The organism is Streptomyces sp. NPDC002896, from assembly GCF_040295225.1.
In the GTDB taxonomy this organism is placed as follows: Bacteria; Actinomycetota; Actinomycetes; order Streptomycetales; family Streptomycetaceae; genus Streptomyces.
Genome location: NZ_JBEOVA010000009.1, coordinates 211,177 through 224,702, shown reverse-complemented (window position 1 = coordinate 224,702; position 13,526 = coordinate 211,177). Strand labels below are relative to the sequence as shown.

Genomic DNA, 13,526 nt, shown 5'->3' with positions numbered 1-13,526 from the left:
TAAGGCATGCCGAACCCAGCTCGTCTGCGTACTGCTGCCCTCCTCGCCACCGCCGCCCTGCTGTCCCTCTCGGTCGCGGGCTGCAGCGACGACAGTCCGAAGGACGAGGACCTGACGACCCAGGAGCTGAAGTGGAAGGCCTGCCCGGTCCCGTCGCCGCTGGAGGGCAGCAGCCAGTCCCCGTCACCGCTGCCGGGCGGCGACGAATGGGAGTGCGCCACCATGAAGGCGCCCCTCGACTGGAGCGACCCCAAGGGCGACACCATCGGCATCGCGCTCATCCGCGCCAAGGCCAGCGGTCCCGAGAACAAGCGGATCGGCTCCCTCATCTTCAACTTCGGCGGCCCCGGAGGCTCGGGCGTGACCACGCTGCCCGCCTTCGGCGACCAGTACACGAAGCTGCGTACCCGCTACGACCTGGTGAGTTTCGACCCGCGCGGCGTCGGCCGCAGCGATCCCGTGGTGTGCGAGGACAACGAGCAGCTCGACGAGTTCTTCGAGCAGGACGGCACGCCCGACGACGCCGCGGAGCGGACGGCGCTCGTCGACAACACCAAGTCGTTCAACGCCGCCTGCGAGAAGAACTCCGGCACGATCCTGCCTCACGTCCGCACGACGGACGCGGCCCGTGACATGGATCTGATGCGTCAGGTCCTGGGCGACGACAAGCTGCACTACTTCGGCATCTCGTACGGCACGGAACTGGGCGGTGTCTACGCACATCTGTTCCCGAAGAGGGTCGGCCGTGCCGTGTTCGACGCCGTCGTCGACCCCACCCTGACGCCCGAGGAGAGCTCTCTCGCCCAGGCCGGCGGGTTCCAGCTCGCGCTCGACAACTACGCGAAGGACTGCACGTCCCAGGTCGAGGACTGCCCGGTCGGCGACACCGAGCAGGACGTCAAGGACCGGATCGCGAAGCTGCTGAAGGACCTCGAGGCCAAGCCGATCCCCGGCATCTTCCCGCGCGACCTGACCCAGACCGCCGCCACGAACGGGATCGTGCAGGCGCTGTACTCGAAGGACTTCTGGCAGTACCTCACCGACGGGCTGCAGCAGGCGTACGAGGGCAACGGCCAGATCCTGATGTTCCTGTCGGACTCGCTGACCGGGCGCAACGAGGACGGCGAGTACAGCAATCTCGTACCGGCCAACGTCGCGATCAACTGCTCCGACGACAAGCCGCGCTACACCGAGGCGGACGTGGACGCGAACCTCCCGGAGTTCCGCAAGGAGTCGCCGATGTTCGGCGACTATCTCGCGTGGGGCCTGCTCGGCTGCACCGACTGGGCCGTCCCCGGAGCGGCCGACCACCCCGACGTGAGCGCGGCCGGGGCGGCGCCGATCGTGGTCATCGGCAACACCGGCGACCCGGCCACGCCGTACGAGGGCGCGCGCAGGATGGCCCAGGCACTGGGCAAGGGCGTGGGCGTGGAGCTGACGTACAAGGGCCAGGGGCACGGTGCCTACGACAGCGGCAGCAGCTGCGTGACGGGCGCGGTGAACAACTATCTGCTGGACGGCACGGTGCCGAAGGCGGGCACGGTCTGCACGTGACGATGCGGCCCTCGGCCCCGACTGCCGTTGTCGGTGGGCCTGCCTACTATGGCCTGAAGTCGTCCGTGGGGCTGTCGTAGGGGGAAGGAAGTGCCATGCCGCGCTTTGTACGGTCAGCTGCGCTGGCCGCCGCAGCACTGCTGGTGGCCGGTTGCAGCGGCGCGGGCGACGGCGCCGCGACGGACGACTCGAAGCCGTCGGCTACCGCCTCGTCGTCGTCGGCGGGCGGCGAGGGCTCCGGCCTGCCCGCGTCCCTCACATCGCAGAAGCTCGACTGGGGCCGCTGCAGGGCCACAGCGGACGCCCCCGCCCCGGGCGGCGACTGGCAGTGCGCGACCCTGAAGGTGCCGCTGGACTACGCGAAGCCGGACGGCGAGACCATAGGCATCGCGCTCATCCGCGCCAGGTCCACCGGCAAGGACGAGCGCATGGGCTCGCTGCTCTTCAACTTCGGCGGTCCGGGCGGTTCGGGCGTCTCGATGCTCCCGTCCTTCGCCAACCAGTACGGGAAGCTGCGCGAGCGGTACGACCTGGTGAGCTTCGACCCGCGCGGGGTCGCCGCCAGCGAGGGCGTGCGCTGCCGCAGCGACAAGGAGCTCCAGACCGCAGAGTCGGTCGACCTCACCCCGGACACGGCGGCCGAGGAGAAGACGTACTTCAAGGACGCGGACGACTTCGGAACGGGCTGCGAGCGCGACGCGGGGAAGCTGCTGGCGCACGTCTCCACGGAGGAAGCCGCCCGCGACATGGACCTGACGCGCCAGGTCCTCGGCGACGACAAGCTGCACTACTTCGGCATCTCGTACGGCACCGAGCTGGGCGGTGTGTACGCACACCTGTTCCCGAAGAACACGGGCCGGCTGGTGCTCGACGCCGTGGTCGACCCCAGCGTCGGCGCGGTGGGCCATGCCGAGAACCAGACCCGCGGCTTCCAGCGGGCCCTGGACAACTACCTGAAGTCCACCGGCCAGGACCCGAAACAGGGCACCCAGAAGATAGTGGCTCTTCTCAAGGGGATAGACGCGAAGCCGCTGCCGACGTCGAGCGGCCGTCAGCTCAACCAGTCCCTGGCGATCATAGGAATCACGGTCACGCTTTACAGCCAGCAGTCCTGGCCCTCGCTGACCAGCGCGCTTCAGGCGGCGGAGGCGGGCGACGGCACGGAGCTGCTGGCGCTGGCCGACTACTACAACGAGCGCGACGCGTCGGGGCACTACAGCACGCAGAGCCACTCCCAGCGCGCGATCTCCTGCCTCGACGACAAGGAGCGCCCGACGCCCGAGGAGGCCGAGCAGCGGCTGGCCCGCTTCCGGCAGATATCACCGGTCTTCGGGCCGTTCCTGGGCTGGGACACGGCGGGATGGTGCCACGACTGGCCGGTGCAGGGGCTGAACGAAACCCCCGACGTGAGCGCACCGGGTGCCGCGCCGATCCTGGTCGTCGGCAACACGGGGGACCCGGCCACGCCGTACGAGGGCGCCCGGAAGATGGCCGACGAGCTGGGCGAGGGCGTCGGTGTGGAGCTCACCTGGAAGGGCGAGGGCCACGGGGCGTACGGGAGCGGAAGCGACTGCGTCGACGGGGCGGTGAACGACTACCTGCTGGACGGCACGGTGCCGAAGGACGGCAAGGTCTGCTCCTGACCTGCGTCGGAGCGCCGCATGCCGTGGCATGCAGAAGGGCCCCGCTCGCATGCCGCGAGCAGGGCCCCTTCCGAGAGAGCGAGGTGCGCGAAGGCCGAGCAGGCCCGCGCGGCCTAGTAGACCGGCTTCTGGGGCTCGATCTGGTTGACCCAGCCGATCACGCCGCCGCCGACGTGCACCGCGTCCGCGAAGCCCGCGGACTTCAGCACGGCGAGGACTTCCGCACTGCGGACACCCGTCTTGCAATGCAGGACGATCTTCTTGTCCTGCGGAAGGTCCTGCAGGGCGTTGCCCATGAGGAACTCGTTCTTCGGGATCAGACGGGCGCCGGGGATCGAGACGATCTCGTACTCGTTCGGCTCGCGGACATCGATGATGTCGATGTTCTCGCCGTCGTCGATCCACTCCTTGAGCTGCTTCGGAGTGATCGTCGAACCGGCGGCCGCCTCCTGGGCCTCCTCGGACACGACGCCGCAGAAGGCCTCGTAGTCGATCAGCTCGGTGACGGTCGGGTTCTCACCGCAGACCGCGCAGTTGGGGTCCTTGCGGACCTTGACCTGGCGGTACTGCATCTCCAGGGCGTCGTAGATCATCAGGCGGCCGACGAGGGGCTCGCCGATGCCCGCGAGGAGCTTGATGGCCTCATTGACCTGGATGGAGCCGATGGACGCGCACAGCACACCGAGCACGCCGCCCTCGGCGCAGGAGGGGACCATGCCCGGCGGCGGGGGCTCCGGGTAGAGGCAGCGGTAGCAGGGCCCGTGCTCGGACCAGAAGACGGACGCCTGGCCGTCGAAGCGGTAGATCGAACCCCAGACGTACGGCTTGTTGAGCAGCACGCAGGCGTCGTTGACCAGGTAGCGGGTCGCGAAGTTGTCCGTGCCGTCGACGATCAGGTCGTACTGGCTGAAGATGTCCATCACGTTCTCGGCCTCGAGCCGCTCTTCGTGAAGGATCACGTTCACGTACGGGTTGATGCCCTTGACGGAGTCACGCGCGGACTCCGCCTTGGAACGGCCGATGTCCGCCTGGCTGTGGATGATCTGGCGCTGCAGGTTCGACTCGTCGACCTCGTCGAACTCCACGATGCCGAGCGTGCCGACGCCGGCCGCGGCGAGGTACATCAGGGCCGGCGATCCGAGGCCGCCGGCGCCCACACACAGCACCTTGGCGTTCTTCAGCCGCTTCTGCCCGTCCATCCCGACGTCGGGGATGATCAGGTGGCGGGAGTACCTGCGGACCTCGTCTACGGTGAGCTCAGCTGCTGGCTCGACCAGGGGTGGCAGCGACACGGGGACTCCGTTGATCGGTATTACGGAAGGTTGTTCTCCGAGTAACACTGCCACGCCCATCTTCATTCCGAGACACCTGGTCCGAGCATCGAGACGATTTCGTCCCAGTAGCCGGGCATGCCCGCCCAGGGATCGGCCGAGCCCGCGCGGGCGGTGCGGTCGGTGAAGTAGATGGTCGAGGCGCCCTGCCAGCGGGCGATCCGCAGCGCCTCGTCGAGGTGGCCGCGGGGCACGCCGTGCACCAGGTGGCAGAAGCGTTCGGGCGGATGGTCGGCGGTCCACTCCGCCACCTGCGACCAGCGGTAGTCGCTCCACGGCCCGGAGAAGGTCACCAGCTGGTCGGCGACTTCGGCGTAGCCCGGGTACGGGTGCGTGCCGTGGCCGAACACGATGTGGGGGTCGCCGAGCAGGCCGCGGAGGGTGCCGACGGTCCGCTGTATCTCCGGCAGCGCGGCGCGCTCGGTCGGGCAGTGGTCGATGAGGAAACCGTCGACCTGGTACCAGTCGAGATAGCGGTGCGCGTCGGAGACGAGCTCACCGAAGGAGCGGGCGCCGTAGCGCGCGTCCAGGTGACCGAGAACACGCCCGGCGCCCGCCGGACGGCGGGCGCCCCGCGCGGCGTCGCGCGCCTGTGCCCGCGCGGTGTTCCGTACGCGACCCACCGCCTCCAGGCAGTGGGGGTCGGGCCATACGCCCGGCCCGCCCGCGACATTCAGGACGACCCAGTCCAGGGGGGTACCCGGGCGGGCGAGTTCGGCCCATTCCACCGGGGCGACGAGGGGGTGGGCGTAGCCGGGGACGCCGAAGCCGACACCTACATCGGTGCTCGTGGTGCCCATGGCGGTGCTGGTCAGATGCGGCATGCCGCCTCCATCCAGATGTCGGCGAGGGACTCCTCGAGGTGGATCCGGGGCCGCCAGCCGAGCCTGTCGCGTGCGGTGCGCACATCGGCCTGCTGCCAGCTGCCGCAGCCGTCCGGGTAGGGGACCGCGGTGGCGGGCGGGGCCGGATGGTCGGGGTCGGGGCGGGGGTGCCCGAGGACCGGCCGTACCGGCCCTGGGGGTGTGTCGAGTTCGTGCAGCGCGCCGCCGAAACCGGCCACCCGTGCGAGGACGGCGGCGGCGTCCCGCAGCCGCACGGCACGCCCCGAACCGATGTTGACGACGCCCTGCGCGGCCGACAGCGAGGCGGCATGCACGGCGCGCGCCACGTCGCGTACGTCGACGAAGTCGCGTTGTACGCCGAGTCCGCCGAGCTTGAGCTCGCCGTCGCCGGACTGCATGGCGCGCCGCATGGCCTCGGCGAGCCGGCCGAGCGGGGATCCGGCGGGCGTGCCGGGTCCGGCAGGCGAGAACACGCGCAGCACGACCGCGTCGAGCCCCGACCCGAGGACCAGCTCGGTCGCGGCGAGCTTGCTGACGCCGTACGGGCCGCCCGGGCGCGGTACGGCGTCCTCGGCGGTGGAGGATCCGGGCTGGCTCGGCCCGTACTCGGCGCCGCAGCCGATCTGCACGAGGCGTGCCGCGCAGCCGCTGCGGCGCATGGCCTCGCAGACGGTGGCGACGGCGACGGTGTTGTGCCGGGTCAGTTCCCGGGCGCCGCCTCTGGTGGTGCCTGCGCAGTTGATGACGACCCCGGGGTGCACGGCGTCCAGGAAGCGGGTGAGCGCGCCGGGGCTGCCGCTGGCGAGGTCGAACCGCACGTCTGCGTCGTCGCCGCGGCCGAGCGTGGTGAGCTGGACGGCCGGGTCGGCCACCAGCCGGTCGGCGACGAACCGTCCGAGGTATCCGTTGGCTCCGATCAGCAACACCCTCATCGGGCGGCTCCTGGGACGGACTCTCCGGGGAGAGTGGTGGTCATCTGGTCTTCTCCTTCGGGGACTTGCCGTGGGTCAAGGGGTGAGTACGTGGCTGCTTCTCGTGGCGCAGCGCCGGCCGGGGCGCTGCGCAGAGCGGGCCCAGCCCCGCTCGTATGCCTCATGACGCGTCCTCGGTCGTCGCATGGGCGGAGGCGCAGGCCAGCTTGCGGACCGCATGGACCAGCAGGACCAGAGCCGCGGCACCGCAGGCGGCGGCCGGGACCAGTCCGGGCCCTCCGGCGTCGACGGCGGCCTCGACGGGCACGGCCAGGACCGAGAAGCCTGGGAGTCGTCCCGCGAACGCCGAGGCCAGGGCCAGCAGCTCCGTGCCGGCCGCCGCGCCGAGCACGACCGCGGGAACGTGGCCCGCACCGTGCGCGGCGAGGAGGCGCCCGAGCAGCAGCAGGGCCCCGAGGGCACCGGCTCCCGCGTATGCGGCGTCCTCGCCGAGAAACGCCCCTGACAGCCCGAGCAGCGCGGCCAGCGCGGTCAGGAACAGGGCGAAGACGCCGAGCAGCAACGGCCGTACGGCTGCGCCGAACTCGTCCAGGCCCCGGCTGACGGCCAGTTTGCTGCGGGCTTTGGCGGCGAAGAGGTACGCGCCCCAGGTGGCAGGCGCCACGGCGAGCGCGAGGCCGAGGGCAGGCGCAGTCGCAAGCGGCCACGGCCCGTCGGGCCCGCCCGCGAGGACGGCTGCCAGCAGCCCGTCGCCGCACACGGCGTAGACGATGAGCCAGCCCGTCCACGCGCGCGTGGCGGTTCCGGCACGTCCCGGGGACTGCAGGGGTCCGTGGCGGAGTGCGAGGCACAGGGCGGCCGTGACGGCGATGGCGCCGGCGATGGCAGCGACCGGCCGGAGGTGGCCGCCGAGGGCATGCATGCCGACGACCGCGAGACCGCACACGGCGCCGGGCAGCAGCGCCGACGCGGCCCATGCGGCGCGCGGCTCGGGCGTGCCACGCGTCGCGGGCGTCTCGGCGGGCTCGCCGGCGCGCGGCACGCGCGCGTACATCTCCTCGGCGAGCGAGAAAACGTCCCTGTGCCGGAATCGTGCGGCCGTCCGGTCAGTCAGGCCGTGGCCCTCGAGCCCGGCGGCGATCTCGAGCGGGTCGATGGCCCGCTCGCAGAGCTCGCGGTGCTGGTGCATCAGCCCTTTGACGGGGTCGACGGCCCGGCGCCGGGCGCCATCGGGCCGCCGCTCGCGCCGGTCCTGACGCCCGTCACGCGGGGTTGTGCGGCCCTCGCCCTCGGTACGGACTGCGGCGCGACCGCCGTCGCCGTAGCCGCCATCGCCGACGGCACGGTCAGGGATGCCGTGATCCAGGGCAGCCTCCGCGGTACCCGAGGCTGCCGGACCACTCCCCTCGGCCGAACTCCGTCCGGGCAGCTCCACGAAACGGTCCGTTGCCGCAGCCATGGACCGGCCCCCTGCCGCAGCCACTGAATCGCGCTCCGCGAGAAACAGAGAACCGTCGCCCGCCGACGACCCCGAACCGCCCTTCTCCGCAGAGCCCGTGTGGCCCTCCGCCTCGGATTCGGGCCCTCGGCGCCCCATCGAGCCGGGCTCCGACCCCAGTCCGGAGCCCAACCGGGCCCACGGATCCAGCAGGGCCCAAGCGTTCGGTTCACCCCACGCGCCCGACCCGGCCCCGGCCTCCGCCTCCGGCGCAGTAGCCGTCCCCGACGCCGGCTCCAGCTCCGGCCCAGGGTCCGGCGAAAGCGCAGACCCGTCCAAGAACATCCCGGACAACCCTCTCGACGCCTCGTCACCCGACGAGCCCGACGCAGCCGACGAGCCCGGGGAGCCCGCCGCGTCGAACGCCGCCCGTGCCTCCTCCGTGTCCTGCATGTTCACAGTGCCCCCTCCCCCGGGATGAAGGCGGCCCGGGCACCGGCAGCGGACCCGCCCCGGGCCCCTGCCCTCATCGGCGTCACCCAGCGCGGCGCCGTCCGCCCGGACGCCGGTCCGCCGGCCCGTCCGTCTCCGGACCGCCCTGCCGCCTCGGACGCCGCCGTCCAGGTGCCTGGCACATGGGCCTCGGGCGGCACGCCGAAGGGCAGTGGTTCTCCGGTGTCGTCCACGGCCTCACGGCGTACGGGGCAGTGCGAGACGATCTCCAGGTAGAGCGAGCCGAACGCCGCGATGTTCTGCTCGACCGTGAACAGTTCGAGCGCCCGCGCACGCGCCGCCGCACCCAGCCGCGCGCGCCGCTCGGGGTCACGCAGCAGCGCGAGGCACGCCTCGGCGAGGGCGCGCGGATTGCGTGGCGGTACGACGAGCCCGGTGCCGCCGATGACCTCCACCACGGCGCCGACGTCGGTGGACACGGTCGCGCGCCCGCAGAACATCGCCTCGACGAGGCCGATGGGGAAGCCCTCCACGACGCTCGACAGCACGACCACGCTCCCGGCGGCGTACGCCTCCGCGAGATCCGGCACCGCGGGCGCGCCCAGCTCCTCGAACGACACCGGGTTGTCGCCGACCGCGTGCACGCCCTCCGCCTCGTCCGGGAAGAGCTGCGCGGCCAGTGCGCGGCACTGCGCGAGATACGTCGCGGCTTCCGCGCCCTCGGCGGGCGCGCCGACGATCCGCAGCCGTGCCTTCGGCTCGTCCTTGCGGATCTCAGCGAACGCGTGCAGTAGCGAGACCAGGTCCTTGCCGGGTTCGATGCGGCCGACCCACACGAGGGTGCCGGGGTCGGCGCACTCGGTGCTCTCGCCGACCTCCGCGAAGTGGGAGGCCTCCATGCCGGGGTAGACGGTGCGCAGTTTGGCGCGGTCGGCGCCGCACCGCTCCTGCCAGCGCCGGGCGTGCGTATTGCCGGGGGTGATGAGCGCGGCCTTCCGGTAGACCTCGGCCGCGAGCCGCCCGTGGAACGCGGCCAGCAGCGTGCGGACCGGTGCACTCGAGTACTCCTGGGCCGCCGCCAGGTAGTGCGCCCGCAGCTGCACGCCGTACTCGGTGACGAGCAGGGGGACTCCGGAGAACTCCTTGGCGAGCAGTCCGGCCAGGGCGGCCGCGCCGCCGGACGTGGCGTGGCACAGGTCGACCGAGCCGAGCCCGTCGTCCTCGTACCAGTCGAGCGAGAGGGGGCGCAGTGCGCGTTCCAGGTGGGCGGTGACGGCGAGCAGGTCGGGCACTCGGGCGAGTTGTGCGGCGCGTGGTGCGCCGGGCGCCCGGCAGGCGCGCTCGAGTGCCTGTACCGCCGTCTCGGAGCGCAGGGCGGCGGCCAGTCCGCCCTCGTCGCGGGCGAGTTCGGCGAGCCCGTACAGCGCACTGCAGAAACGGTCCTCCTTGGTGCCGACGCAGGTGTCGGCGCCGTCGGATGCCTCCGCGGATCCCGGCTGCGAGCGCGGCGCCGGAACGCGGGCGGACCCGTCAGCCGATGCCTCGGCCGCGTCGTGACCGCGCACGCGGCGTGCGCCCCCAGCGCTGCCCGTGCCACCGGCAACTGCGCCTGCGACGCCGGCCCCGCCCGCGCACAGCGCCGCCGCCAACTCTCCGTAGCACTCGGCGAACCGCCGCCGCGCGCGCCGCCCGTACGCCACGCCCCCGCCGTCCGCGGACCACAGCGACGCCGTCCGGACCCGGTTGACCTGCGGCGGCAGCGCGATCCAGCCCTCGTCCTCCTGCTGCCGGCTGCGGCTGAACGCGTAGACGTCGAATTCGTGCTGCCCGAGCCCGCGCACGAGCCGGTCGCACCAGAGCCTGGCATCACCGCTCATATACGGATAGCCACCCTCCGTAAGTAGTCCGATGCGCACGAGTACACCCCCGATCTCCCGTAGGCCGCCGCCAATGGCCGGGCGGCCCGCAGCAGGACGAACGTATGCGGACATGCCGGTGGCGCGATGGACGGTTGTCCATCGCGCCACCAAAAGGGGTGAACGGACGTAACTTTCCCGTGCAGGGTGCGTTTCGTCGCGCTAGGAGATTGCTTGGCTACGTATCGTCACACTGTGGCCAATTCCCGCCGACCGGAGCGTCGTTGCGCAGCGAGGTCCGGGTGGAGGGAGGGGCGCAGCGGTCACCTCCCGCCGGCCCACCGGCTCCTCGGATGAATCAACTGTTGGGGTACGGCCAGGGGTTTGGCTTGCAGGTGATTCCGCCGTACGTCAGGAACTTCGTCTGCTGCTGCATGACCGGTGCGAGCGCACCGTTCCGGGTGCAGGTCACATGGTTGAAGCCGAGGCGGTGGCCGACCTCGTGGTTGATGAGCATCTGCCGGTACGCGTAGATGCGGTCGCCGTAGGTCTTCGCGCCCTGTGCCCAGCGGTAGGCGTTGATCATGACGCGTTCCGTGGCGGCCGAGTCGCAGGACACGTTGTCCTCGGTCGTGTCGAGCCCGGACTTGGCGCACCAGACCGCCGTCGTGCCGGGGCTCGCCAGCGTGATGACGAAGTCGGCCTTGCCCGATGAGACCCGCTCGAAGGTGCGGCCGCCGTTGTGGGCCCAACTCCGGTCGTCGTTCAGGGTCTTCTGCACGGCCTCCGCGAAGAGTTCGCCGTCCAGGCCGAGCCCCTGCTCGACATCCACGCGGTAGCGGAACAACTGCCCCTTTCCGGGCGCCTTGTCGAACCCCGGGACGACCTCGAACTTCCCCGAACCCTTCAGCTGCGGGTCGAGAGCGTACTTCTTGCTCATCTTCACGGCGTACGTCGCCGGGACCGCGGCAGCCGTCTCGGAGGGCGTGGCCCGGCCGTCGGAGCGCGAGGCCTGGGCGTCGGTGTCCCGATCGGCCTCCGCGGCCTGCGTCTGCGTGCCGGCGCTGTCGTGGCCGCCGGCCACCTGCCCGGCGACGACCACGGCGAGGACGGTGGCGACGGCGGCGGCCGCGACACCGGTCAGGGCGCGGCCCTTGCCGCCCTTGGCCTCCTTGGCGCGCGTCGGTCCGTCGAAGCCGTCGGGGTCGTCGGGTCCGCCCGGCGCGGCTGTCGGCGGCTCGTCGGTGCCATCCGCCGTGCGCCGGCCGGTGACGGGCGCGTACGGGCCGGCGGGCGCCGTCGGGCTCGCCGCCGGGTTGACCGTCGGGGCGTTGCGCGGGGCGAACACGTCCACGTCGTCGAACGCGTCGAGGTACTCCCTGCGCGGCCCGGGGATCCGCGGACCGGCAGGCGCGACCGAACCGGCATACGCACCGCCCGCCCGCGGCGCACCACCACGGGCGCCCCAGCCACCGCCGGTCGCCGACTCCCGCTCCTCGGGGTGCCCACCGCGCACATGCGGTACGCCGTGGGCTGGGGTGCCGTCGGCTATCCGCGGAACACCACGTGCCGGCGTGCCATCCCACATACGGGGAACGCCCTGAGCCGGAGTCCCGTCCGGCACCCGAGGAACCCCATGGGCCGGAGTCCCGTCGGGAAGTCGAGGCACTCCGTGGGCCGGAGTCCCGTCGGAAGATCTGGGCACCCCACGCGCGGGAGTACCGTCAGGGAGCCGCGGCACCCCATGGGCCGGAGTGCCGTCCGGCAGCCGCGGCACCCCACGAGCCGGAGTCCCATCAGGCAATCGCGGGACCCCGCGAGCCGGAGTCCCGTCCCACATCCGCGGACCGCCAGGCCCAGGGGTGCCGTCGTTCATACGCGGGGCGGCACCCCCAGGGGTGCCGTCCTGTCGTGCCCTTGGAACGCCATGTGCAGGCGTCCCGTCCCACATCCGCGCTGCGCTGTTCGCCGGAGTCCCCTCCGGCCAGGGCGCCGGTGCCTGGCCCGATACCTGTGGCCGCTGCGGAACCGGCCGCGCCTGCCCCTGGCTCCCCGGCTGCCCCTGGCTCCCCGGCCCCGGCCGGTGCGCCGAGCCGGGAGCCGTGGGGCGGGCCTCCGGCCCCGTCTCCGGCGGCGCGGCAACGCCCGCCCGGATGTCCGCTGTCCGAATGTCGGTGGTGCCGCCGGCGTCTGCCGGCCCGCGGCGGTTTTCCACCGGACCCCGGCGGCTATGACGTCCCACGCGCCGTCTCAGCTCCCCGCGCTCACGTAGGCCTGCCCGTCCGTTTCGGCGAGCAGTTCCCGGAAGGCCTTCGCGACCGCCTCCGGGTACTCCATCATCGCGACGTGCCCGGCGTCCGGCAGGGTCAGCAGCCGGGAGTCGCGGAAGGCACGCGCCGCCCGCTGCGCCATGCGGTACGCGACCAGCTGGTCGCGACCGCCGTAGATGAGCTGGGTCGGGGCGAGTACCCGCTCGGCCTGGCGCCACAGCCCGTGCTGACCGCCCAGCGTGTAGGCGTTCACGATGCCGCGCGCCGAGCGCGCCATGGCATCCCAGAAGTAGGGGAGCCGGAGCCGTCGCTCCATCTCCTCTACGGCGGCCCTGAATCCCTCCGCCGTGACCCGCCCGGGGTCGCCGTAGCAGAGCTGCATGACGCCGTGGACCCGCTGCTCCGCCGTCCAGTCCCGCGTCATCCGGGTGAACAGCAGGCTGACCCCGGGCAGCGCGAGCAGGGCCGTCGGCACCGCACCCCGCTGCACCCGGAGCTCCGGCAGTGCGGGGGAGATCAGTGTCAGGGTGCGCACGAGGTCGGGCCGGACCGCGGCGACGCGTGTGGCGACCGCGCCGCCCAGCGAGTTACCGAAGAGATGGACGGGCCCGCGCTCCTGCGCGTCGAGATAGCGGATGACGGCCCGGGCGTGCCCGGTGACCGAGTAGTCGCCGTCGTCCGGCGGCGGGGAGTCCCCGAAGCCGGGCAGGTCGACCGCCTCGCCGTCCACGACGTCCTCGAGCAGCGGCATCAGGTCCGACCAGTTCTGCGAGGAGCCGCCCAATCCGTGGACGTACAGCGCCGACGGCAGTCCCTCGCGGGCCGGCGGCCGTGCGCGGACGCTCAGTGTGAGTCCCGAAAGGGCCACCGAGCGGAGCTGCTCACCGTCCGCGACCCTGACAGCGCCCACCCTGGGCGCGACAGTGGCGGCGAGGGCAGGCGGCAGCTCGGTCGAAGACATGCGGCAATGTTACGAGACGATCACGCGCCTGTTTGTGTGTTCGCCGTCACAGATCGCGTAGCGCTGGGATCGGGTGTTTCCTACGCTCTTAAGGAGAGCACTCGGACGTCGCACACGGTTCATCGGCCCGCAGAGGGCCGGAGCTCGGACCGCAACGAGAACACAATCGGACCATACGAGGACACACTCGGACCGCACGAGAACAACCTCGGACCGACTGCACTCGGACAACGAGCGCGCTCG

At 72.1% G+C, this 13,526-nt stretch carries 9 protein-coding genes; 2 read left to right on the top strand and 7 right to left on the bottom strand.

The window, feature by feature from the left end; translation table 11 throughout:
• The first annotated feature begins 6 nt into the window (after positions 1-6).
• Both ABT009_RS18895 and ABT009_RS18890 read left to right on the top strand, forming a co-directional pair.
• Entirely contained in the window at positions 7-1,554 is a 1,548-nt protein-coding gene (locus tag ABT009_RS18895; RefSeq protein ID WP_351295606.1) for an alpha/beta hydrolase, read from the top strand.
• Between the two features lie 95 nt (positions 1,555-1,649).
• On the top strand, positions 1,650-3,197 hold the full coding sequence (locus tag ABT009_RS18890) for an alpha/beta hydrolase (RefSeq protein WP_351295603.1): 1,548 nt from the start codon (positions 1,650-1,652) through the stop codon (positions 3,195-3,197).
• 113 nt (positions 3,198-3,310) lie between these two features.
• Here the strand turns inward: ABT009_RS18890 and moeZ are convergent, their stop codons facing one another.
• The 7 genes from moeZ to ABT009_RS18855 all read right to left on the bottom strand — a co-directional run bounded on the left by moeZ (position 3,311) and on the right by ABT009_RS18855 (position 13,283).
• Entirely contained in the window at positions 3,311-4,489 is a 1,179-nt protein-coding gene (moeZ, locus tag ABT009_RS18885) for an adenylyltransferase/sulfurtransferase MoeZ (protein ID WP_351295600.1), read from the bottom strand.
• A gap of 62 nt (positions 4,490-4,551) precedes the next feature.
• Positions 4,552-5,352 carry a spherulation-specific family 4 protein gene (locus ABT009_RS18880; protein WP_351295597.1) on the bottom strand — a complete coding sequence of 267 codons (801 nt, stop codon included), beginning with the start codon at positions 5,350-5,352 and terminating at the stop codon, positions 4,552-4,554.
• Positions 5,340-6,305 (bottom strand): NAD-dependent epimerase/dehydratase family protein, encoded by a 966-nt coding sequence (locus ABT009_RS18875; protein WP_351295595.1) that lies wholly within the window; start codon positions 6,303-6,305, stop codon positions 5,340-5,342. Before ABT009_RS18875 ends, ABT009_RS18880 begins: the two co-directional genes overlap by 13 nt.
• Before the next feature lie 160 nt (positions 6,306-6,465).
• Positions 6,466-7,764, bottom strand: a complete 1,299-nt coding sequence (locus tag ABT009_RS18870; protein WP_351295592.1) for a hypothetical protein — start codon at positions 7,762-7,764, stop codon at positions 6,466-6,468.
• Positions 7,765-8,198: 434 nt separating this feature from the next.
• Complete coding sequence (locus ABT009_RS18865) at positions 8,199-10,112, bottom strand: DUF3492 domain-containing protein (protein WP_351295589.1); 1,914 nt, start codon at positions 10,110-10,112, stop codon at positions 8,199-8,201.
• Between the two features lie 298 nt (positions 10,113-10,410).
• Positions 10,411-11,640: a DUF3152 domain-containing protein gene (locus tag ABT009_RS18860; protein WP_502989909.1), complete on the bottom strand. Its 1,230-nt coding sequence runs from the start codon at positions 11,638-11,640 to the stop codon at positions 10,411-10,413.
• Between the two features lie 662 nt (positions 11,641-12,302).
• Entirely contained in the window at positions 12,303-13,283 is a 981-nt protein-coding gene (locus ABT009_RS18855; protein WP_351295583.1) for an alpha/beta fold hydrolase, read from the bottom strand.
• Positions 13,284-13,526: the final 243 nt, after the last annotated feature.